The sequence below is a fragment of the Alterinioella sp. B-7 genome (genome assembly GCF_056857775.1).
Window position 1 is genome coordinate 166,165 of sequence record NZ_JBSXNT010000033.1, and the last position, 20,683, is coordinate 186,847.

A 20,683-nucleotide genomic window follows, 5' to 3' on the forward strand; every position below is an offset into this window, starting at 1 on the left:
TAACGGAAGGGCGGTTCATGAAGATCGGATATGTCATTTCGCCGGGGCGTGGCGACCTGGACCTGGTGCTGCACGGCTTTGCCCATGCGTTGATGGGGCAGGGGGTGCGGGTCGCGGGGATCGTCCAGACCAACAGCGATTGCGGCCCCGGCAAGCCCTGCGACATGGATGTCGAGGTGCTGCCCGACGGCCCGGTGCTGCGCATTAGCCAGGATCTTGGCCCCGGCGCGCGCGGCTGTCGTCTGGACGCCGCCGAGCTGGAGCGCGCGGCGGGGCTGGTCGAGGCGAGCCTGGAGGCTGGCGCCGACCTTCTGGTGATCAACAAATTCGGCAAGCAGGAGGCCGACGGGCGCGGCTTCCGCCCGCTGATCGGCATGGCGCTGACGCGCGGGATTCCGGTGATCGTGGGGCTGAACGGGTTGAACAAGCCGGTGTTCGAGGCGTTCACGGAGGGCATGGCCACATCCGTCGCGCCCGAACGCGGCGCGCTGGTGGCCTGGTATCAGGGATGAGGCGGGCCACAAAGCGCGGCCCGCCTGCAAGACGCCTCACATCTGGCACTGATCCGCATAGGCATCGCCGCGGTCTTCCAGCGCCACGCCGATGATCGAGTTGGTCAGCACATCGCCCTCCATCACCACCTCGCGGACATAGATGTCCTGGATCGGGTGATGGTTCGGCCCGAAGGTGAAATCGCCGCGGACGCTGTCGAAATCCGCCGCCTCCAGCGCCGCGCGGAAAGCGTCGGCATCGTCCGGGTGCGCCACGTCCAGCGCGCTCAGCATCAGGTTGGCGGTGTCGAACCCCTGGCTGGCATAGAGCGAGGGCAGGCGGCCATATTCGGCCTGGAAGCTCTCGACGAAGGCCACGTTGGCCGGGTTGTCCAGGTCGCGGTTCCATTGCGAGGTGTTGCGCACGCCAAGGGCTGCCTCGCCCACGGCCTGCAAGATGCCCTGGTCAAAGCTGAAGGCGGGGCCAATGAGCGGAATATCGACGCCGGATTCGGCATATTGGCGCATGAAGGAGATGCCCATGCCGCCGGGCAGGAAGAAGAACACGCTGTCGGCGCCGGAATTGCGGATCTGGCTGATTTCAGCGGCATAGTCGCTCTGGCCAAGCTGGGTGTAGACCTCCTCGGCAACATCGCCTTCAAAGAAGCGCTGATAGCCCGCCAGCGCGTCACGGCCCGCCGGGTAGTTCGGCGCGAGGATGAAGGAATTGGTGTAGCCTGCGGTATTGGCATAGGCGCCCGCCGCCTCGTGCAGGTTGTCGTTCTGCCAGGCGACGTTGAAATAGTTCTCATGGCAACCGGCCCCCGCCAGTTGCGATGGCCCCGCATTGGGCGAGAGGTAGAAGAGCCCCTGCGCGGTCGCCGAGGGCACCACGGCCATGGCGAGGTTGGACCAGATGATGCCGGTCAGGATGTCCACATCGTCGGACTGGATCAGCCGGTCGGCCAGTTGCACGGCGCGGTCCGGCGCGCGTTCGTCATCCTCGATGATGACCTCGATATCGTCGCGGCCCGCCTGCGCCATGGCCAGCATGAAGCCGTCGCGCACGTCGATGCCAAGCCCCGCGCCGCCGCCCGAAAGCGTGGTGATCATGCCGACGGTGACGCCTTGCGAATGGGCGTCAGCAAATGCCATCTGCGCGGCGGAGGCCATCAGCGCGGCCAATCCCAGTGTTTTCAGCTTCATTGTCATCTCCCCTTTTATGGTTGTCTCTAGAATGCCTTGAAGGTCAGCGTCGTCAGGGTGCGTTCGATCCCCTCCACATCGCCGAGCCTCTCGTTGATGTAGCGGCCGATATCCTCCTCTTTCGGGATGATCAGCTTGACCAGCAGGTCATATTCGCCGCTGGTCGAGAACAGTTCGGCATGGATTTCCTTGAGCACGATCTTGAAGGCCACGTCATAGGTGGTGCCGGGTTTGCAGCGGATCTGCACGAAAACGGTTTGCATGTGGACGCCTCCCTTGTCGGGCCACAACAGAAACCGGATCGGGCCGGGGATCAAGCGGCAACTGCCCCTGGCCCATTTGGCTCAGGTCAGGGCGAGATCCTGATAGTTGCCGCCCGTCCCATGGGCCTCTGATGGGACGATCCGCAAGCTTGGCGGTCTTGCGCTCTGTCGCTACGGCATTTCGCGTCATGTCCGATCCATATAGTATCGGAAGGCGCGTTCGACCGCAGGGCGAGGCAGCGTCTTTCGATTCAATTCAAACGCAAACTGCTCTAGGGTTTGCCTCATGTCCACGCCCGCCCATTTCACTTTCTTCCTGCTCCCCGGCTTCAACCTTGCCGCGCTGGGTGCCGCGGCGGGCGTGTTGGCCGAGGAGGCGCGGCATATCCCCTTCACAACCATGGGGCTTGACGGGGCGTCCGTGTCCGCCAGTTGCGGCATCGCCTTGCGCCCTGATCAGCGGGCCGAGGAGATGGCGGCCGAGACCGCGATCCTGATCATCCTCGCGGGCCGGGATCAGGAGGCCGAGACCGTCGAGGCGGCACTGGTCGTCCTGCGCCGGGCGCGGCGGCGCGGCATCGTGCTTTGGTCCATCGGCGCGGGTGTGCTGCTGCTGGCGCGGCTCGGGCTTGAACCGGGCGCGCAGATCACCGCCCATCCGGACCTGGCTGAAGCCCTGCGCGGCCTGACGCGCCGGGTCGATATCTCCCATGTCCCCTTTGTCTGGTCGCCGGGGCTGGCGACGGCGCGCGCGACCGGCGCGGCGGCGCTGATGCGCCACGCGCTGGCCGAGGCACGGATCGCGGCGGCGGAGGACATCGCCAGACGCGCCGAGGTCGCCCGGTCGCTGCTGGAGCCGGTCGAGGAGCGCTATGACACCAGCCACAAGACGGTGCTGGCCGGGCTGTCAGTGATGCGCGAGAACCTGTTCCAACCCCTGCCGATCTCGGTTATCGCGGCGCGGGTGCAGGTCTCGGAACGGCAGTTGTCGCGGCTTTTCGAGCGTGAGCTTGGCGACACGCCGCAGCCCGTCTACCGCGCGATGCGGATGGAGGCGGCGCGGGTCGAGGTGCGCGACGGTCGCCGCCCGATGCAGGAGATCGCGCGCGATTTCGGCATGGACTCGGGCCATTTTTCCAAGACCTATCTCAAGCAGTTCGGCATCGCGCCCTCGGCCGACCGGCGCAGCGTGATCGACGGGGGGAACGTGAATGGGTGATGGGCGCGGGCCGCTTGCAGGTGTGAAAGTGGTCGAGATGGTGGGGCTTGGCCCCGGCCCGTTCGCAGGGATGATGCTGGCCGATATGGGGGCCGATGTGCTGGCCATCGACCGGCCCGGAGGCGTGTCGATCAGCCTCAGCCACGATATCTGCCGCCGGGGCAAGCGCGTCGTGGAACTGGACGTGAAAACGCAGGCCGGACGCAAGGCCGCGCTGGAGGAGATTGCCGGCGCCGACGCGCTGATCGAGGGCAACCGCCCCGGCGTGATGGAACGGCTCGGGCTGGGGCCCGCGGACTGTCACGCGGTCAACCCCCGTCTGGCCTATGGCCGCATGACCGGATGGGGGCAGGAGGGGCCGCTGGCCCATGCGGCGGGGCATGACCTGAATTACATCGCGCTGGCGGGCGCGCTGCATCCGATGGGGGCCGCGGACCGGCCCCCGCCGGTGCCGCTGAACCTGGTCGGCGATTATGGCGGCGGGGCGCTGTTTCTGGTCGTGGGGCTGCTGGCCGCGATCCATGAGGGGCGGGGCCGGGTGGTCGATGCGGCGATGGTCGACGGGGCGTCTTTGATGATGTCGATGTTCCATTCCCTGCGCGCCTCCGGCTGGTGGCAGGACGCGCGCGCGTCCAATTTTCTCGACGGGGCCGCGCATTTCTACGGCTGCTACGCCTGCAGCGACGGCAAGTTCGTCTCGGTCGGCGCGATCGAGGCCCCCTTCATGAAGGTGCTGATCGACAAGGCCGGATTGCCCGAGATCTGGCTGCAGCGGCACATGGACCGCGCGGCATGGCCGGTGCTCAAGGCGGAACTGACGGCGCTTTTCGCCACTCGCACGCAAGCCGAATGGTGCGACCTGCTGGAAGGCTCGGATGCCTGCTTTGCCCCCGTCCTGCCGTTCTGGGAGGCGCATACCCACCCCCATGCCGTTGCGCGGGGCGCCTTCGTGACGCGGGACGGCGTCACAGAACCCGCCCCCGCGCCGCGCTTTTCCCGGCCCGGTCCGGCTTGATTGTGCTTGGGTGCTTGGCAGGGCGCGGGGCGGCTGATACGCCCTGAGCAGAAGCGTCAGGGAGGACCAGCCGCCATGGATATCAAACCGATCACCGACGATCTGGCCGTTTCGTCGCAGATCTCGCCCGAAGACGTGCCCGCCATCGCCAAGGCCGGGTTCCGCTCGATCCTGTGCAACCGGCCCGACAGCGAAGGCGCGGAGCAGCCCGAGTTCGACCGCATCGCCGAGGCCGCCCGCGCGCACGGGCTTGAGGTGCGGTTCCAGCCGGTGATCTCGGGCCAGGTGGAAGACCGCGATGCCACCGAATTCGGCGCGCTCCTGGAGGCGCTGCCGGCGCCGGTGCTGGCCTATTGCCGCAGCGGCACGCGCTGCGCGATCCTCTGGGCGCTGTCGCAGGCGGGCACGCAATCGCCCGACGACATCCTGAAAGCCACGAGCGATGCGGGCTATGACCTGTCGGCCCTGGCCCCGCGCCTGAAAGGCGATTGACCCGTCAGGTCTTGAGCGAATAGAGCGCGGCGGGGCGATGCCGCCCGCCGCTGGTCTTTTCCTTCAGGTCTTCCAGATCCCAGTTCGCCGCGATCCATTTGCGGAAATTGCGCTTGTCCAGCGGTTCGCCCTTCAAGGTCTCGAACACGGCCTGCGCCTGCGCCAGGGTAAACTTCTTCGGCAGGAACTGGAACGCGGCCAGCGCGGTTTCCGTCACCCGGTTGGTGACCTTGTCGGCCAGGCGCGCCCGCGCATCGGCCAGGATCTTGTCGTGGTCGAAGGCCAGGGGCGGCAATTCGTCCATGTCGAACCATTGCGCATCCGACGCGTCGGTCGAGGCCGCGAGGATCATCGTGTCGGACGGCACCAGTGCCATGAAGGCGACCGTGACCACGCGTTCGCGCGGGTCGCGGTCGGGCTTGCCATAGGCACCGAGCTGTTCCAGCGGCATGTCCTTGACGCCGGTTTCTTCCTCCAGCTCGCGCGCGGCACCCTCGATCAGGTCCTCATCCATCTTGATGAAGCCGCCGGGGATCGCCCAACTGTCCTTGAACGGCTCGATGAGGCGCTGGATCAGGAGGACGTTCAGCCGTCCGTCGCGAATGGAAAAAATGCAGATGTCGGCGGTGACCGCCGGATGCGGAAACTCATAGGTATAGCTCATATATGCTCAAATCGCCGGCTCTTGCCCTCCGGCCCCTTTCGTCCAAGGCCCTGTCCCCGGGCAATTCGTATGTGTAGAATCAACACATGAAAATGCCCTGTCCGTCAATAGGGTTGGCCGGCCCTTCGGGACAGAAAAGGGCCGGCCGGACGATCCGGGAGGGGGGACAGGGAGAAACGGATCGTCGTCTGGGGTAGGGAAATTCCCTAAGCACGGGGTGGCGCGGTCATCGCGCCTCTACAATCAATTGGGCCTGGCAAAGCGCAGGCGAATAGGTGCCGACCCAGATGTCATACGTGCCGGAACCGGCCTGGGGCAGGCGGAGGGACGGCTGCAATGCTCCGCCGGTGTCGTCATCGAAAAACCATGTCGCATTGGCCGTGTTGACCAGAAGCGTGGTGTCGCAGGCGCTCTCGACCCGAAGGTTGAGGTCGGCCCCCTGCACGGACTGGTAATTCAGCTCGAAATCGGGGATGGCGGCGACGAAGCCGGTGCCCGGAACCGGGCAACCGCTCAGGTTGGCGCGGCCACCGGCGACCACGTCATAGCGCTGCGGGGCGCGAAATTGCTGCTCCGAGCCTGAAATATTGGCGCGGGCATCATACTGCCAGGTGGGGCAATCGGCCCGGGCCGCGCCTGCCGTGAGGGAAACGGCAAGCGCGAGGGGGGCGGCGAGGGTCAAGGCCAGAGCGCGGAGTGTCATCGGATCTGTCCTTTCTTCATCTGGCCGCAAGAGGCGGCGTTGGGGGGAGGGCGCTGGTCTCTTGCGTCCGGTGCGTATCGTTATGCCATCCTATTTAAGTGTTGTAAACACACTAACAAGAGGCAAGGGTAGAAAACCGAGAAATTTCCTGATAGATGTTTGAAATCGTTTGTTTCTTTTTTTCACATTTCCAACGCCTCCGTGATGCCATGCTGCCGCAACCCATTGGTAAACAACTGGTTTCCACACCAGTGAAGGGCTGGATTTTTCAGCATCCGCAGGGCTTGATGTTCTGAGATGGCCGAGAGATCCCGAATCTTCATCTCCTACTCCCACAAGGACCGGGAGCGCGCAGATTTCCTGTGCGACGCGCTGCGTGAGCGGGGCCATCCCGTCCTGATCGACCGCGAGGGGATCTTCGAGGCCGAACATATCAGCGCCCGCATCCGCGAGATGATCCAGGGCTCGGACGTGGTGGTGCCGGTGCTTGGCCCCAACTGGATCGAGAGCCCCGCCTGCCGGATGGAGATGCACCTGGCGCTGGAGCTCAACAAGCGCCTCCTGCCCGCCGCCTTCGAGGATGTCGGCCCGATCCTTCCCGACGAGATCCGCGAGATCAACTATGTCCGCTTCTACGGGCGCGGCGGCGACCGGGAGAATGCGCTGAACCGACTCGACCGGGCGCTGGATCGCGATATCGCCTGGGTGCGTGACCATACGCGATACGGCGAACTGGCCAGCCGGTGGGCCAGCGGCGCGGGGCTGGAGCCGCGCGGGCGCGAACTCAAGGACATGCAGCGCTGGATCGAGCGGCGCCCGCGCGATGCGCCCGAACCCACCGAGGAACAGCGCGCCTATCTGCGGGCAGGCCAGCGCCACCGCAAGATCACAAGATGGGTCAGCAGCTTCACCATCGGCGCGCTCAGCATGGCGGCGATGATCATCGGCTTTTTCTGGCTGTCGAACCGGCAATGCGAAAGCATGCGGGATTGGGCCAGCGAGGCGGAAACGCTGGAGCCTGTCGCCGCGATCCGCCTGATGCTGCCGGCCGCGGCGATGTCGCTCTGCCGCGCCGACGATGCCTGGCTGCAAGTATTGGGAGAGCTTGGCCGCGCCGTGCAGGGCCAGCGCCTGCGCGCCATGATCACGCTGCCCGACACCCATGCGCAATTCATCGACTTCCTGCCCGGATCGGGGCAGGTGATCACGGGCGGCCTGGACGGCCATGCAATGCTCTATGATCCCGCGACGGGCGCGGCGATGGCCGATGGTCCGGCCATGCCCGACAGGGACGTGGCCCCGCGCGTGCTGCTGGACCAGGGCCTGTTCCTGGCGCTGCACGACACCCGCGCCACGGTCTGGAACCCCGAAACCCGTTCCGTGTTGGGGATGCCCTATCGCGGGGCCGCGCGGGTGCTGGCGGCCACGCTCAGCCCCGATCGCGATACGCTGGTGGTGGCGACGGCGGCGAACCAGCTGCGGTTCCATTCGCTGATCTCGGGCCGTGCGCTGCGCGAACCGCTGGACCTCGGCGATGATATCACCGCGCTCTCCTTCGTGCCCGACAGCGCCCGCGTGGTGGTCGCGGCGGGCCCGGCATTGCGCGTGATCGACCTGGTCCCGGCGCTGGACGGGCGGTCCGCGGGGCTGGAGCATGTGCTGCCGATGCCGGGGCCGGTGACGACGCTGTCGGTCTCGGCCGATGGCAGCACGGTCGCGGCGGCATCGGGCAACCAGGTCGGGGCCTGGGACCTGACCACATTCGATGAGCTTCTGACCCCGAGCGCGCTCTATCTCGGCGGCGTCAACATCCTCGGCCTCGGCCTCTCGCCCGACGGGCTGCGCATGGTGGTGGGGGCCGATGACAACCGCGCGCGGGTGCATGACGTGCCGACGGGCAAGATCCTCCTCAACCTCCTGGGCCACCGCGATCCGGTGCAGACGGTGCGGTTTTCGCCGCGTGGCGATCTCGTGCTGACCCATGATGCGGCGGGGGTGATGCGGCTTTTCGATGTCTCCACCGGCCTGCTGGTGCCGACGATCCCGAACCAGATGGTCGAGGCGGTGATTTCCGCGACCGAGGCCGGGGCCAATGCCTCGCGCGCGGAACTGGAGGGGACGGGGATCCGGATCTCGGTCCTGCCGAACCAGGAAAACGTGCTGGCGCTGCGCCACGAGGGCGACGGCGCGCCGCCCTTCTACAACAACCGCCTGCTGCATGAGGGGTTCGTCACGTCGATGGCGCTGTCGTCGGATGAAAGGCTCTTGGTCACCGGCGCCGATGACGGGCAGGTGCGGGTCTGGGACACGCAGACCGGGCTGCAGCTTTACCAGTTTTCGCATTCACGCGACGCGCTGGTGCCCTTCGTCGGGGCCGATTTCACGCCCGAGGGCGATCACATCGTGTCCTGGGACAGCAATGAGGTGCGCCAGGTCTGGGCGATCGAGCCGTTGCAGGGCGACCTCTTCCAGACCGCCTGCCGCCTCTTGCCCTTCCAGGACGGCGTGCGCAGCGTCGAGGCCGTGGATGCCGTCGCGGCAGCCGACCCGCCGCCCGACCCTTGCGACAACGTGCGGCTTTTGCCGCAATGGGGCGCGATCCTGGGGCTTGGCGGCGGCTGACCGGCCCGCCCCCCATGTCGCGTGACATGGAAAACACGACCGCATCCCCTTGCAGCCCCCTGCGGGCGCACATAGGATTCCCTCCAAGCAACCCAAACCCGAGGCAGGCCCGATGCAAGATCCCCATGAGTTTTATATGAACACGCTGGTCCCGATGGTGGTCGAACAGACCAGCCGCGGTGAACGCGCCTACGACATTTTCTCGCGCCTGCTGAAGGAACGGATCATCTTTTTGTCCGGCCCCGTGCATGACGGCATGAGTTCGCTGATCGTGGCGCAGCTTCTGCACCTGGAGGCCGAAAACCCGTCCAAGGAAATCAGCATGTATATCAACAGCCCCGGTGGCGTCGTGACCTCCGGCCTGTCGATCTATGACACGATGCAGTATATCAAGCCGAAGATCTCCACGCTGGTGGTGGGGCAAGCGGCCTCGATGGGCTCGCTGCTTCTGACGGCGGGCGAGCCGGGGATGCGCTATTCGCTTCCCAACAGCCGCATCATGGTCCACCAGCCCTCGGGCGGGTATCAGGGCCAGGCGACGGATATCATGATCCACGCCAAGGAGACCCAGAAACTCAAGGACCGGCTGAACCAGATCTATGTGAAACACACCGGCCAGAAGCTTGAGGCCGTGGTCGACGCGCTGGAACGCGACAACTTCATGGATCCCGAACAGGCCAAGGACTGGGGCCTGATCGACGAGATCGTCGAGAATCGCAGCGCGGTCGAAAGCTGATATCGGGGCGCCCTGCGTGACCCCTCGCGGATCACGCAGGCGTTAACCCCATGGCGCGCAAGACGATACATTTTCACGTTGTGGTGCGGTTTTGCCTGCTTTAGGCTTGCCCGACAGGAACGGGACGGGCGCGGCCAAGCGCCCCCGACATGACAGAGCGAAACCCGGCTAAAGGTATTTTGGACATGGCGAATTCTTCCGGCGGCGACTCGAAAAACACGCTCTATTGCAGCTTCTGCGGCAAGAGCCAGCACGAGGTGCGCAAGCTGATCGCCGGACCGACGGTGTTCATCTGCGACGAATGTGTCGAGCTGTGCATGGACATCATCCGCGAGGAGACCAAGTCGGCCGGCCTCAAATCCTCGGATGGCGTGCCCGCGCCCAAGGAGATCTGCGAAGTTCTGGACGATTACGTGATCGGCCAGATGCACGCCAAGCGGGTGCTCTCGGTCGCGGTTCACAACCACTACAAGCGCCTGAACCATGCCGGGAAATCCGAGATCGAGCTGGCGAAATCCAACATCCTGCTGATCGGCCCCACCGGCTGCGGCAAGACGCTGCTGGCGCAGACGCTCGCGCGCATCCTCGACGTTCCCTTCACCATGGCCGATGCCACGACCCTGACCGAGGCCGGTTACGTGGGCGAGGATGTCGAGAACATCATCCTCAAGCTCCTGCAGGCCAGCGAATACAATGTCGACCGGGCGCAGCGCGGCATCGTCTATATCGACGAGGTCGACAAGATCACGCGGAAATCCGACAACCCCTCGATCACCCGCGACGTGAGCGGGGAAGGGGTGCAGCAGGCGCTTCTGAAGATCATGGAAGGCACCGTCGCCTCGGTGCCGCCGCAGGGCGGGCGAAAGCATCCGCAGCAGGAATTCCTGCAGGTCGATACCACGAATATCCTGTTCATCTGCGGCGGCGCCTTCGCCGGTCTCGACAAGATCATCGCGCAGCGCGGCAAGGGCAGCGCCATGGGCTTCGGCGCCGATGTGCGCGACGACAGCAACAAGTCGGTGGGCGAGTACTTCAAGGATCTCGAACCCGAGGATTTGCTGAAATTCGGCCTGATCCCGGAATTCGTCGGCCGCCTGCCGGTGATTGCCACGCTGGAGGATCTGGACGAGGATGCGCTGGTCACCATCCTGACGCAGCCCAAGAACGCGCTGGTCAAGCAGTATCAGCGCCTGTTCGAGCTTGAGGATGCGCGGCTGAAGTTTACCGACGACGCGCTGAAAGCGATCTCCAAGCGCGCCATCGCCCGCAAGACCGGCGCACGGGGCCTGCGCTCGATCATGGAGGATATCCTGCTCGACACCATGTTCGACCTGCCCGGCACCGATGGCGTCGAAGAGGTTGTGGTGAACGAAGAGGCCGTGACCTCGGACGCGCAGCCCCTGATGATCTATGCCGAGCGCAAGAAGGACGAATCCGCCACGGCGGGGTGAGGCCCTCACTGCGATCGCGAATTGAACCGACCCTTCCGAGCCCCGTGCCCGGAAGGGTTTTTCATGGGCTGCGCAGGGGCGAATGCCGCTCGATTCCGGAATTTTTCCGCGACGTTTCGGAATCGACGCGCCATGTTCGAAACCAGTGGGTAAGTCGTAACCGCCCCCATCGGCCCGGAAAGGATGCCCCATGATCTATGCCGACATGTTCCTGCGCGGGGCGGCGATCGCCCTTGGGCTTCTGTGTGCCGCGGCGCTGATGGCGCGGCCCGAGATGCGCCGCGTCGGATGGCCGGTGACCGCCTTGATGCTGACCAAGGCCAGCTACCTGATCGGCTCGGCCCCCGGCATTGCCGATTTGCCCGATGGCTGGCGCCCGTTGCTGACGGGCGGCGCGATCCTGCTGCCGCTGGCCTTTTCCTGGCTGGTGGTCGAGATCTTCCTCGACGCCCCGCAAGACCGCTGGCCCTGGCTTGGCGTGGCGGGGGCGGGCGTGGCCCTGTCCCTGGCCAGCCTGGTCTGGCCGCCGCTGGACATCGCGCGCGGGCTGCTGCTTCTGGGCTCTATGTCTCGCTGCTCTGGCTTGGCCTGACCACGGCGCGCAACGACCTGGTGGAACATCGCCGCCGGTTCCGTCCCGGTTTCCTGGCCGCGATGGCGCTGTTGGGGGTGGCCGTCACGTCCGTGGAACTGGTCAAGGCGCAGATCGACCTGCCGCTCTTCATCTACCCGCTACAGGCCGCCGCGTTCCTGGCCCTGTCCTTTGCCTTCGCGCTCTGGGTGCTGAACCCCTCCGCCGACCTGTGCTGCGAAACCGCGCCGCGCCCGGTGCCGGAAACCCGCCGCAAGGCCGCCATCGACGCCGCGGTGATCGACGACCTCAATGCGGCGATGGCGGGCGGCATCTGGAAGCGGGAAGGGCTGACCATCGCCGCGCTCGGGGCCGAGATCGGGGTGCCGGAACATCGGCTGCGCGCCGTCATCAACCAGCGGCTCGGCTTTCGCAACTTCCCGACCTTCATCAACAGCTACCGGATCAAGTCCGCGCAGGAGGCGCTGGCCGATCCCGCGCAGGCACGTCGCACGATATTGGAGATCGCCTATGCCAGCGGCTTCGCCTCGCTCGGGCCGTTCAACAAGGCGTTTCGCGACCGGACCGGCGAAAGCCCGAGTGAGTATCGCGCGCGGCTCCTCGATTCCGCACAATCCGCGCCGGTTCCCGAAAATCACATCGCCATTTCGAAATCGGAGCGACCAAGGCCGGTCTGACCCCCAGATCAGGGACATCACCGCAACCGAATGGAGATGTCCAAGATGAAACGCACGATCCTGACCGCCGCCCTTCTGGCCCTTGTCGCGGGCCCCGCCCTGGCCGATTGGGGGCCGAGGTTTCCGCCGCATTGGCCGACACCCGAGACGCCCGCACCGGTCACCCGGCTCGACGCGCCCAAGTGATCAGCGCAACCACAGCTTCTCGCGTTTCAGGCGGTTTCGGATCGCCTGTTCGCGCCGGGGCAGGTCCGCGCGGTCAAAGAGCGCGCGGGCCTTTTCGCCCTTGCCCTGAAAGATCATGCGCCGCATCGGCTCATAGCCTTTCAGCACCTTCTTGACCCAGTTGGGCGAGGTGACCTCCTCCAGCACCTGCACCACCCGGTCGGATTCGCGGGCGTAGAGCAGTGGCAGAACCCGGTAATGGCAGGTGGTGCGCCCGTCCAGCCAGCCGGGCTCCAGCGCCTCACGCCCGCCCCCGAAGGAATGGATCACAAGCGGCAGGGCAACCTGGTCAAGCCACGGGTCCATGACCTGGCAGACCAGTTCCTCGGGCGGGTTGTCGCGGATCTCCAGCGCGTAATGCAGGAAACGTTCGCCGAATACGTGCGGGCAGGTGTAGTAGAAGAACCCGGCGTTGAAATAGAGGTAGCGGCGCCAGTATTCATCGGGCTGGCTTTCATCCAGCGAGCTGTTGAAATCCAGCCCGAACCGATCATAGAGCGATTTCCAGATCGCCCCGTAGCCCGGCCCGTAAAGCTCGATCTGCGGCCAGGTGCCTTCCACCTTCAGCGAGGCGGAGGGGCGGTCGAAATCGAAGGGCACCTGCGCGATGTCGTCCAGCACCAGCGTATCGGTATCGAAGAACACGAAAGGCTCGCCCTTGGGCAGGGCCGTCAGCATCTCGATCTTGTTGCCATAGGGGTAGTCCTGCCCGAAATGGCGCGCCTCGAAGGGCACGATCTCGACCTTGAGCCGCTCCAGCAGCGCGCGCACCTCACCGTCGCCCATCTTCGGGTTGCCGGACCATTTCGGCCCCGGCTGCGGCTCGGCGACGAAAAGCCTGCCCTTGAATTTCGGATTGGCGGCGCGAAACGAGGCTGCGAAAAGCGCCGCCTCATATTGCAGCCGCCCGTTCTGGCCGACGACGACGACGTTGAAATCCTTGCGGTTTGCCATGCTGCCCGGCCCGTTCTGCCTTGTGCTTTTGCGCCACTCTACCCGTGCGGGCGCGCGCAATCCACGCCAAATCGGGGCCGATTGCGCCTTGACCCGGCGGCCCAAATCGCGTGTTGTCGCCCGCGATGGTTTCCCGGCGGTTGAGCGTGCCGCAGGGGATGAAAAGGGAATACGGTGAGGAGGAGCCAAAGCGCGCCGAATCCGTAACTGCCCCCGCAACTGTAAGCGGCGAGCGCGGCCAGATATGCCACTGGAGGAGATCTCCGGGAAGGTTGGCCCCGCGCGACTACCCGCGAAGTCAGGAGACCTGCCATCACCTGGTTGAAACGTTTCGGGCGGGGTGCCCGGGGGAGACAGTCGATGGCGATCCAGTTGCTTTCCTGTTTGCGCGCAGCGCCCCGTTGGGGTGCAGGATGCAGGCAACGCTTTATCTGATCTCTCAGGCTTATGTCAGCGCCGGACGGCTGGCGCGGATGAGCGGGAGATTGCTGGCCGAAACGCCGGGCAAGGCCGCTGTCGTGCGGCTGGAACGCGAGGGCGCGGGGCTGTGGCGCGCGCTGGATGACCTCGCGGGGCAGGGCGCGCGCGAGATCACGCTGCGCCCGCTCGGCCTGCCGATGTCGCAAAGCCTCTTGGCCTGGCTGCCGGGGGCGGCGGGGGAATGGCTGTCGCGGGCCGAAAACGCGGGCGTGACGCTCTTCATGGCCGAGGACGCGGCGGCGGATGAGGCGGTGCTGACAAGCATCGCAACCGCCAAACCGTCCCGCGTCGCCATCCCGCCCGACCCGCAAGGCGCAAGGGGCAAGGGCTGGGACGCGCCGCCCGCGCATCGCCACCATATCCTTGTCTGCACCGGCCCGCGCTGCCACCTGCGCGATGCGCCGGATCTCGCCGCGCTGCTGAAATCCGAGATCGGGCGCGCGGGGCTGGATCGCGATTGCCTCGTCACCACCACGGGCTGCCTCTTCCCCTGCAATGCGGGGCCGTCCCTTGTCGTCTATCCGCAAGGCGACTGGTTCTCGCTGCCCGATGCCGATGCCGTGCGCGCCTTCGTCCAGACCGTTCTGCGCGGCGGCGCACTCCTTCCCCGATACCAGACCTTCAGCCGGAAAGACTGCCATGAACCCGTTTAAACCCACCCTCCTGATCGCCGCCATGCTGGCCGCACCCACGCTTGCGCAGGAAGCCGTGGTGCAAAGCTGCGGCGGCACATTCGCCTATGACACCGCCCCCACCCGCGCCATCACGCTGAACCAGCAGGCGACCGAGGTGATGCTGGCGCTTGGGCTCGAACGCTCCATGGTCGGCACCGCCTATATGGACGACGCGATCCTGCCGCAGTGGCTGCGCGCCTATGACTCTGTCCCGGTCCTCTCCGAGCGCTACCCGGCGCGCGAGGTGGTGCTGTCGGCGGAGCCCGATTTCCTCTTCGCGGGGTTCGGCTCGGCCTGGTCCGAGGACAACCTGGGCGCCGAGGCGGAATGGCATGACCTTGGCATCGGCACCTATCTTGTCGCGGCCTCCTGCGATGCCACCCATCCGCAGGATCAGCGCCTGACCACGCAACCGATCCTGACCGATATCGCGGTGATCGGCGACATTTTCGGGGTCGAGGAACGCGCCGCCACGCTGATCGAACAGGTCGAGGCGCGGCTCTCCGAGGCGGCGCTGGCGCAGGCGGGGCGCGGGAGAAGCGCCTTCATCTATGACAGCGGCGACGCGGTGCCCTATTCCATCGGCTGTTGCGGCGGGCCGGGTCTGCTGGTGGAAACCGTGGGCCTGACCAATATCGCGGGCGATCTGGAAGGGCGGTGGGTCGACCTGGCCTGGGAGGCCGTGGTCGCCGCCGACCCGGATGTGATTGTGCTGATCGAGGCCGATTGGTCCTCGGCCGCCGAGAAACGCGAATACATGGAGGCCGACCCGGTCCTGTCGGAGCTGTCCGCCGTGCAAGCGGGCCGTTTCGTCACCATCCCCTTTTCGCAAACCGTCTTGGGGATGCAATTCGCCGATGGGCTGGACAACCTCTCGGCGCAGCTCGACGCGCTGAATTAGGGCCATGAGCCGCCGCGCGATCATACCGGGCCTGGTGCTTGTGCTGCTGCTGATTGCGATGCTGGCGGGCGTGTTTTTCGGCACCGCCGAGGCAACATGGGCCAACCGGATCGCGGCGCTGATGCGGGCCGAGGCCGCGCCGCGCAGCCTTGGCCTCATCTTGTGGGAATGGCGGATGCCGCGCGTCATCGCGGTGGCGCTGGTCGGCGGGGGGCTGGCGCTGGCGGGCGTGCTGATGCAGACCGTGCTGCACAACCCGTTGGCCGATCCTTACCTGATGGGCCTGTCCTCGGGGGCATCGGCGGCAGCAGTCGGCGCGATCCTGTGGCTGCCGCCCTGGATCGCCACGACCTTCGGCATTCCCGTCATCGCGTTTCTGGGCGCGGTGCTGGCCTTTGCGATGACGCTGGCCCTGTCGATGCGGCGCGGCGTGATCCTGTCGCCCTTGGTGGTGATCCTGGCGGGTGTGGCGATCTCGCTGATGTTCCAGTCGCTGACTGCGTTCTTCTTGTATGTGGGCGACCCCTACGCAACGCAATCCGCGCTTGGCTGGCTGATGGGCACGGCGGCGGGCACGGGCTGGCCCGATCTCTGGGCACCGGGGCTGGCCTTTGCGCTGGTGCTGGTCCTGTCGCTGACGTCTGCGCGCAACCTCGACGCGCTGCTTCTGGGCGATGAGCGGGCGATGGCGCTTGGCGTTGCGGTCGGGCGGCAGCGTATCGTCTGCTTCTGCGCGGTGGCGCTCCTGGCGGGCGTGGCCGTCGCCACGGTGGGGATTGTCGGCTTCGTCGGCCTGATCGTGCCGCATATGGCGCGGCTTCTGGTCGGCGGGCGGCACGGGGGCTTGATCCCGCTTTCCGCGATCCTCGGCGCGCTGGTGCTGGTCGTGGTCGACCTGCTCTGCCGGATCGTGCTGGCGCCTGAGGAAATGCCGCTTGGCGTGCTGCTGGCGATTTTCGCGGCGCCGCCCTTCATCGTCATCTTGCGGAGGGTGCGCGTTGCCTTCTGATCCCGCCATCGAGATCACGGACCTGCATGTCACCCTTGGCGGTGCGCCGCGCGTGGCGGGGTTCTCGCTCAATGTCGCGGAGGGTCAGTTTCACGGGCTGCTCGGCCCGAACGGGGCAGGCAAGACGACCGTGCTGCGCAGCCTCTACCGGGCGCAGCGGATCGACGCCGGGGAACTGCGCATCGCCGGACGCGCCATCCACGATTGGCCGCAATCCGACTGGGCGGGCACGGTTGGCGCGCTGGTGCAGGAGGGAGGAACGTTCCAGGGTCTCAGCGTGCGCGACGTGATCGAGATCGGGATGATGGGCCTGCCGCTGTCCGGGCCCGAGCGTGCCGCCCGCATCGACGCGGCCCTGGCGCAGGCCGGCCTGTCCGACCGGTCCGACACCGAGGCCGCGCGCATCTCGGGGGGCGAACGCCAACGCACCCATATCGCGCAGCTTCTGGCGCGCGGCCCGCAGGTCTTCTTGCTGGATGAGCCGTCGAACCACCTCGACCTGTGCTACCAGCTGATCCTGCTCGATGAGATCAAGCGGCGGCGGGCGACGGTGCTGGCGACCTTCCACGACCTGACGCTGGCGGCGCGCTACTGCGATCTGGTGACGCTGATGAAGGACGGGCGCGCCCATGCCACGGGCAGACCGGCGGATGTCCTGACCCGTGACAATATCCGCAGCGTGTTCCGCGTCGATGGCTGGCTGGAGAACGGCGCCATGCGCATCGAGGCGGCGATCTGAGCCGTCTCAGTGCAGCCGTGCGGCCCGCGTCCTCAAGGCCATCCGCTTCAGCGCCAACCCGAACCTTTCGGCCAGCGCGACGAGGGCCGGGGCCATATCGGCGCGCACCAGGGTCGTGGCGATCCACATCGCATCCTCGCGGTCGCCCTCGCTGGCGGTCAGGATGAAATTGGCGAATGAGGATTCGTCGCCGCCAAGGCAGGCGCAGGTCACGCCGTGGCGCATCAGCGGGCGGCGTCCGTGGCGGGCGCAGAGCGTGCAGAGGGTATCGAGACTGTCGGCCACGGCCACGCCTTCCGCCGCGCCAAAGGCGGTGACGAAATCGCGCCGTGCCTGGCCCTGCGCCGCAGCCCCGTCACACCAGAGCCGCAGGTAGAGCACCGCACCCGCCTCGACGGGCCCAAGCTCCTGCATGGTCCCGACAGGAACCCCGCCGCGATGTCTGGGCACCCGGCTCATTTGGTCAGGATCAGCTTGCCGGCCTTGGTGATGCGCAGCCGGTAAAGCTGATCGCCAAGCGCGATTTCGGCCAGGTTGCCCCCGTTTGTCAGCGCCTCGGCACGGTGACAGGGCAGGGGGTTGGTGCGGGTCTCGGGGGTGGGCAATGACAGGGTGTCAGACATGGCGAAGGCGTCCTCGCTGCGGGTTGCGGTTCGATAGGAATAAAGTTGAGTGATTCACTCAGGCATGTCAATCGGCTTGTGCAAGGCAGGGGGCGTGCCACGGAAAAAGCGCGCCGGGAGCACGCGAAATTCACGCATGAGGGGGTCTATGTCATTGTTTTCTTGGGGTGGATTGGTGCCGGTCGAGGGACTCGAACCCCCGACCCCCTGATTACAAATCAGACGCTCTACCAGCTGAGCTAGACCGGCCCGGGCCTGTCGATAAGAGATTGCCGCGCGCGGCACAAGAGGGGCGGGCGCGAGGGGCCGGGAAAAATGCGCGGGCGGCCATCGGCGCAACCGGGTTGCACGGCCCCGCGATCACGATCACCATGGTCCGGAACAAGGGAAAAGAGGAGCCCGCCAGGATGCCCCGGCCAGAGTTTCCGCAGGTGCGCCGGATGGGGGAGGCCAGCCTGCTGGTCTCCTTCGACGATGCGCTGTCGATGCGCGCCAATGCCGCCGTGCTGGCCTTCCGCGCCGCCGTGGAGGCGGAGGCATGGGACGCGGTCGAGGAAACCGCGACCTCGCTGAAATCCGTCTACCTGCGCTTCGATCCCGACCGGCTGGATCACGCGACGCTGGAGGATCGGGTCTGCGCGCTTCTGGAGGCACGGGACTGGCACGAGGCGGGGTTGCCCGAGGGCCGCCGCCTCTGGCGCATTCCGGCGGTCCTTGGCGGCGATCACGGGCCGCAACTGGAGGAAGCCGCCGAAATGGCCGGGATGACCGCCGACGCGGCCATCGAGGCGATTGCCGCCACGCGCCTGCGCGTGCTGACCATCGGCTTCGCGCCGGGACTGCCCTATCTGGGGCAGCTTCCCGACGCTTTCGACATTGCCCGCAAGACCGAGTTGACCCCGCGCGTGCCCAAGGGCGGGCTTGGCCTCGCGATCCGGCAGATGGTGATGTTCCCGGTCGAAACCCAGACTGGCTGGCGCTGGATCGGGCAGGCCGCCTTTGACGGCTTCCGGCAGGGGGCCGACGCGCCCTTCGCGCTGAAGGCGGGCGACGAGGTGCTATACCGCCCGGTCAGCGTCACCGAATACGAGGACGCGGTAGCGGGCTTGGAGACCGGCCTCGACGCCATGGCCGAGCCGCTGGAATGAGCGTGCGCCTGCATATCGTCAAGGCGGGGCCGGGGCTGTCGTTACAGGATTACGGGCGACCCGGATACCTGGCCTCGGGCCTCTCGCGGGGGGGCGCGATGGACCCGCTGGCCCTGGCCGAGGGCGCGGCGCTGATGCGGATGCCAGCCGAGGAGGCGCTGGCGATCGAGATGGCCGGGGCGGGGGGGCGGTTCCGGGCCGAAGGGGGCGATCTGCTGTTCGCGCTGACCGGCGCGCCGATGCAGGCCCGTCTGGACGGCGCGCGGCTGCACTGGCCCGGCAGTTACCTGCTGCGCGAGGGGGCGGAGCTTGAGGTCGGCGGCGCAAGCGCGGGCAGCTACGGCTATCTCAGCGTGGCGGGGCTGGATGCGCCCTCCATTCTCGGCGCGCGCTCGGCGCATCTGGCGGGCGGGATCGGCGGGGCGCTCACCTCCGGCACCCGCCTCGATGCGCAGCCCGCCCCCAATGCCGGCGGGCTCACCCTGATGGCACAGGACCGGTTCTCGGGCGGCGTGATCCGCGTGCTTCCTTCCGTCCAGACCGATCAATTCAGCGATGATGCGCGGGGACGCTTCGAGGCCACCGAGTTTCGCAAGGATGCAAGGGCCAGCCGAATGGGCGCGCGCATGGCCCATGACGGCGACGGGTTCTCGCAAGACGCGCACCTGGCGATCCTGTCCGAGATCATCGTGCCGGGCGATATCCAGGTGATCGGCGACGGCGCGCCCTTTGTCCTTCTGCCCGAATGCCAGACCATGGGCGGCTATCCCCGCATCGCCACGGTGATCGCCGCCGATCTGCCCCGCGTCGCGCAGGCCGCGCCCGGCACGGCGTTGCGGTTTCGCTTCGTGGAGCTGGAGGAGGCGCTCAAGGCGCGCGCGGCGGCGGCCAGGCATCGCAAGGCGCTGCCCGATGGCGTGACCCCGCGCATACGCGACCCGCATGACATTCCCGATCTGCTGTCCTATCAATTGGTCGGCGGGGTAGTCTCGGCAAAGGCGGAGGAATGAGCGATGACGGAGCAGGTCGATCTGAATGCCGATATGGGCGAAAGCTTCGGGCCTTGGGTGATGGGGCGCGATGACGATATTCTGGGTGTCGTGACCTCGGCCAATATCGCCTGCGGGTTTCATGCCGGCGACCCCTCGGTCATGGCTGAGACCATCCGCGTGGCCCATACCCACGGCGTCGGCATCGGCGCGCATCCCGGCTTTCCCGATCTGCAGGGCTTTGGCCGCCGCCGGATGCAGATGGGGCGCGAAGACCTTCAGGCCGCGATCCGCTACCAGGTCGGCGCGATCCAGGGCGTGGCCCGGGCGCAGGGCGCAACCGTGCGCCATTTCAAGCTGCACGGGGCGCTCTCCAACATGTGCTCGGAAAACGAGGCCATGGCGCGGGCCTGCTACGAGGCGGCATTGTCGGTCGATCCCGACCTGATCATTCTCATCCTCGCCGCCACCGCGCAGCAAAAGGCCGTCGAGGCGCTGAAGTGCCGTTGGGCGGGCGAGATCTTTGCCGACCGCGCCTATAACGACGACGCCACTTTGGTGGACCGCGCCAGGGAGGGGGCCGTGATCCACGACCCGGCCCATGCCGCAAGCCGCATCGTCAAGATGGTGCAGGCGGGCGCGATCATCGCGGAGTCGGGCGCGCATATCCCCGCGCGCATCGACACGATCTGCCTGCATGGCGATAACGCGGCCGCCTTGCAGATCGCGCGCACCGTGCGCGCCGGACTGGAAACCGCCGGTATCCGGCTGGCGCCCGTCGGCACCTGACATCCCTTCCCAATCGAAAGC

At 66.6% G+C, this 20,683-nt stretch carries 25 protein-coding genes, 1 tRNA gene and 1 riboswitch; of the genes, 18 read left to right on the plus strand and 8 right to left on the minus strand.

Features of this window, described 5'->3' with window-relative positions; all coding sequences use genetic code 11:
• Nucleotides 1-17 precede the first annotated feature (17 nt).
• Nucleotides 18-512 carry a DUF2478 domain-containing protein gene (locus AC13C7_RS12710; RefSeq protein ID WP_482867695.1) on the plus strand — a complete coding sequence of 165 codons (495 nt, stop codon included), beginning with the start codon at nucleotides 18-20 and terminating at the stop codon, nucleotides 510-512.
• 36 nt (nucleotides 513-548) lie between these two features.
• Here the strand turns inward: AC13C7_RS12710 and AC13C7_RS12715 are convergent, their stop codons facing one another.
• Together AC13C7_RS12715 and AC13C7_RS12720 are read right to left on the minus strand one after the other, a co-directional pair.
• Nucleotides 549-1,697 carry an ABC transporter substrate-binding protein gene (locus AC13C7_RS12715; protein ID WP_482867696.1) on the minus strand — a complete coding sequence of 383 codons (1,149 nt, stop codon included), beginning with the start codon at nucleotides 1,695-1,697 and terminating at the stop codon, nucleotides 549-551.
• 26 nt (nucleotides 1,698-1,723) lie between these two features.
• The gene (locus AC13C7_RS12720; RefSeq protein WP_172321030.1) at nucleotides 1,724-1,960 is read right to left on the minus strand and encodes an Lrp/AsnC ligand binding domain-containing protein; all 237 of its coding nucleotides are present in this window, start codon (nucleotides 1,958-1,960) and stop codon (nucleotides 1,724-1,726) included.
• Nucleotides 1,961-2,246: 286 nt separating this feature from the next.
• Here AC13C7_RS12720 and AC13C7_RS12725 point away from each other — a divergent pair, with 286 nt between their 5' ends.
• From AC13C7_RS12725 to AC13C7_RS12735, 3 genes are all read left to right on the plus strand, one after another.
• Nucleotides 2,247-3,179: a helix-turn-helix domain-containing protein gene (locus tag AC13C7_RS12725; RefSeq protein WP_482867697.1), complete on the plus strand. Its 933-nt coding sequence runs from the start codon at nucleotides 2,247-2,249 to the stop codon at nucleotides 3,177-3,179.
• Nucleotides 3,172-4,194 carry a CaiB/BaiF CoA transferase family protein gene (locus AC13C7_RS12730; protein WP_172321028.1) on the plus strand — a complete coding sequence of 341 codons (1,023 nt, stop codon included), beginning with the start codon at nucleotides 3,172-3,174 and terminating at the stop codon, nucleotides 4,192-4,194. The genes AC13C7_RS12725 and AC13C7_RS12730 overlap by 8 nt, the downstream gene beginning before the upstream one ends.
• A 75-nt stretch (nucleotides 4,195-4,269) precedes the next feature.
• On the plus strand, nucleotides 4,270-4,686 hold the full coding sequence (locus AC13C7_RS12735) for a protein tyrosine phosphatase family protein (protein ID WP_172321027.1): 417 nt from the start codon (nucleotides 4,270-4,272) through the stop codon (nucleotides 4,684-4,686).
• 4 nt (nucleotides 4,687-4,690) lie between these two features.
• Here AC13C7_RS12735 and AC13C7_RS12740 read toward each other — a convergent pair whose 3' ends face one another.
• The gene (locus tag AC13C7_RS12740) at nucleotides 4,691-5,350 is read right to left on the minus strand and encodes an NUDIX hydrolase (protein ID WP_172321026.1); all 660 of its coding nucleotides are present in this window, start codon (nucleotides 5,348-5,350) and stop codon (nucleotides 4,691-4,693) included.
• A 226-nt stretch (nucleotides 5,351-5,576) separates the two neighbouring features.
• Nucleotides 5,577-6,053, minus strand: a complete 477-nt coding sequence (locus AC13C7_RS12745) for a hypothetical protein (RefSeq protein ID WP_482867698.1) — start codon at nucleotides 6,051-6,053, stop codon at nucleotides 5,577-5,579.
• A gap of 155 nt (nucleotides 6,054-6,208) precedes the next feature.
• Between AC13C7_RS12745 and AC13C7_RS12750 the strand changes: the two genes are divergently transcribed.
• The 7 genes from AC13C7_RS12750 (at nucleotide 6,209) to AC13C7_RS12780 (ending at nucleotide 12,317) form a co-directional block, all read left to right on the plus strand.
• Nucleotides 6,209-6,349 (plus strand): hypothetical protein, encoded by a 141-nt coding sequence (locus AC13C7_RS12750; protein WP_474887680.1) that lies wholly within the window; start codon nucleotides 6,209-6,211, stop codon nucleotides 6,347-6,349.
• Between the two features lies 1 nt (nucleotide 6,350).
• Complete coding sequence (locus AC13C7_RS12755) at nucleotides 6,351-8,675, plus strand: toll/interleukin-1 receptor domain-containing protein (RefSeq protein WP_482867699.1); 2,325 nt, start codon at nucleotides 6,351-6,353, stop codon at nucleotides 8,673-8,675.
• A gap of 112 nt (nucleotides 8,676-8,787) precedes the next feature.
• Nucleotides 8,788-9,411 carry an ATP-dependent Clp protease proteolytic subunit gene (locus AC13C7_RS12760; protein WP_446120217.1) on the plus strand — a complete coding sequence of 208 codons (624 nt, stop codon included), beginning with the start codon at nucleotides 8,788-8,790 and terminating at the stop codon, nucleotides 9,409-9,411.
• Nucleotides 9,412-9,596: 185 nt separating this feature from the next.
• Nucleotides 9,597-10,862 carry an ATP-dependent Clp protease ATP-binding subunit ClpX gene (gene clpX, locus AC13C7_RS12765; RefSeq protein WP_172321022.1) on the plus strand — a complete coding sequence of 422 codons (1,266 nt, stop codon included), beginning with the start codon at nucleotides 9,597-9,599 and terminating at the stop codon, nucleotides 10,860-10,862.
• 190 nt (nucleotides 10,863-11,052) lie between these two features.
• Nucleotides 11,053-11,454, plus strand: coding sequence for a hypothetical protein (locus tag AC13C7_RS12770; RefSeq protein ID WP_482867700.1), 402 nt, complete (start codon nucleotides 11,053-11,055; stop codon nucleotides 11,452-11,454).
• A 20-nt stretch (nucleotides 11,455-11,474) separates the two neighbouring features.
• Nucleotides 11,475-12,131: a helix-turn-helix domain-containing protein gene (locus AC13C7_RS12775; protein WP_482867701.1), complete on the plus strand. Its 657-nt coding sequence runs from the start codon at nucleotides 11,475-11,477 to the stop codon at nucleotides 12,129-12,131.
• Between the two features lie 45 nt (nucleotides 12,132-12,176).
• A complete protein-coding gene (locus tag AC13C7_RS12780; protein ID WP_172321020.1) occupies nucleotides 12,177-12,317 on the plus strand; it encodes a hypothetical protein in 141 nt (46 codons plus the stop codon).
• Here AC13C7_RS12780 and AC13C7_RS12785 read toward each other — a convergent pair whose 3' ends face one another.
• Complete coding sequence (locus tag AC13C7_RS12785; protein ID WP_482867702.1) at nucleotides 12,318-13,310, minus strand: hypothetical protein; 993 nt, start codon at nucleotides 13,308-13,310, stop codon at nucleotides 12,318-12,320.
• Nucleotides 13,311-13,419: 109 nt separating this feature from the next.
• Nucleotides 13,420-13,639: riboswitch (cobalamin riboswitch) on the plus strand.
• 84 nt (nucleotides 13,640-13,723) lie between these two features.
• Between AC13C7_RS12785 and AC13C7_RS12790 the strand changes: the two genes are divergently transcribed.
• Genes AC13C7_RS12790 through AC13C7_RS12805 form a run of 4 tightly spaced genes read left to right on the plus strand, consistent with a single transcriptional unit; the run spans nucleotide 13,724 to nucleotide 17,113 of the window.
• Nucleotides 13,724-14,443, plus strand: coding sequence for a (2Fe-2S) ferredoxin domain-containing protein (locus AC13C7_RS12790; RefSeq protein ID WP_482867703.1), 720 nt, complete (start codon nucleotides 13,724-13,726; stop codon nucleotides 14,441-14,443).
• Nucleotides 14,430-15,365 carry an ABC transporter substrate-binding protein gene (locus AC13C7_RS12795; RefSeq protein WP_482867704.1) on the plus strand — a complete coding sequence of 312 codons (936 nt, stop codon included), beginning with the start codon at nucleotides 14,430-14,432 and terminating at the stop codon, nucleotides 15,363-15,365. Before AC13C7_RS12790 ends, AC13C7_RS12795 begins: the two co-directional genes overlap by 14 nt.
• A 4-nt stretch (nucleotides 15,366-15,369) precedes the next feature.
• Nucleotides 15,370-16,374: a FecCD family ABC transporter permease gene (locus AC13C7_RS12800; RefSeq protein ID WP_482867705.1), complete on the plus strand. Its 1,005-nt coding sequence runs from the start codon at nucleotides 15,370-15,372 to the stop codon at nucleotides 16,372-16,374.
• Complete coding sequence (locus AC13C7_RS12805; protein ID WP_172321015.1) at nucleotides 16,364-17,113, plus strand: ABC transporter ATP-binding protein; 750 nt, start codon at nucleotides 16,364-16,366, stop codon at nucleotides 17,111-17,113. The genes AC13C7_RS12800 and AC13C7_RS12805 overlap by 11 nt, the downstream gene beginning before the upstream one ends.
• Nucleotides 17,114-17,119: 6 nt before the next feature.
• Here the strand turns inward: AC13C7_RS12805 and AC13C7_RS12810 are convergent, their stop codons facing one another.
• From AC13C7_RS12810 to AC13C7_RS12820, 3 genes are all read right to left on the minus strand, one after another.
• The gene (locus tag AC13C7_RS12810; protein ID WP_172321014.1) at nucleotides 17,120-17,572 is read right to left on the minus strand and encodes a hypothetical protein; all 453 of its coding nucleotides are present in this window, start codon (nucleotides 17,570-17,572) and stop codon (nucleotides 17,120-17,122) included.
• Nucleotides 17,569-17,736 (minus strand): hemin uptake protein HemP, encoded by a 168-nt coding sequence (hemP, locus tag AC13C7_RS12815; RefSeq protein ID WP_172321013.1) that lies wholly within the window; start codon nucleotides 17,734-17,736, stop codon nucleotides 17,569-17,571. The genes AC13C7_RS12810 and hemP overlap by 4 nt, the downstream gene beginning before the upstream one ends.
• A 173-nt stretch (nucleotides 17,737-17,909) precedes the next feature.
• Nucleotides 17,910-17,985: transfer RNA gene (locus AC13C7_RS12820), tRNA-Thr, on the minus strand.
• Nucleotides 17,986-18,143: 158 nt separating this feature from the next.
• Here AC13C7_RS12820 and AC13C7_RS12825 point away from each other — a divergent pair.
• The 3 genes from AC13C7_RS12825 to AC13C7_RS12835 are packed head-to-tail and all read left to right on the plus strand — an operon-like array spanning nucleotide 18,144 to nucleotide 20,662.
• Entirely contained in the window at nucleotides 18,144-18,884 is a 741-nt protein-coding gene (locus tag AC13C7_RS12825; protein WP_446120234.1) for a 5-oxoprolinase subunit B family protein, read from the plus strand.
• Complete coding sequence (locus tag AC13C7_RS12830; protein WP_482867706.1) at nucleotides 18,881-19,894, plus strand: 5-oxoprolinase subunit C family protein; 1,014 nt, start codon at nucleotides 18,881-18,883, stop codon at nucleotides 19,892-19,894. Before AC13C7_RS12825 ends, AC13C7_RS12830 begins: the two co-directional genes overlap by 4 nt.
• A 3-nt stretch (nucleotides 19,895-19,897) precedes the next feature.
• Nucleotides 19,898-20,662 carry a LamB/YcsF family protein gene (locus tag AC13C7_RS12835; RefSeq protein ID WP_482867707.1) on the plus strand — a complete coding sequence of 255 codons (765 nt, stop codon included), beginning with the start codon at nucleotides 19,898-19,900 and terminating at the stop codon, nucleotides 20,660-20,662.
• Nucleotides 20,663-20,683 lie beyond the last annotated feature (21 nt).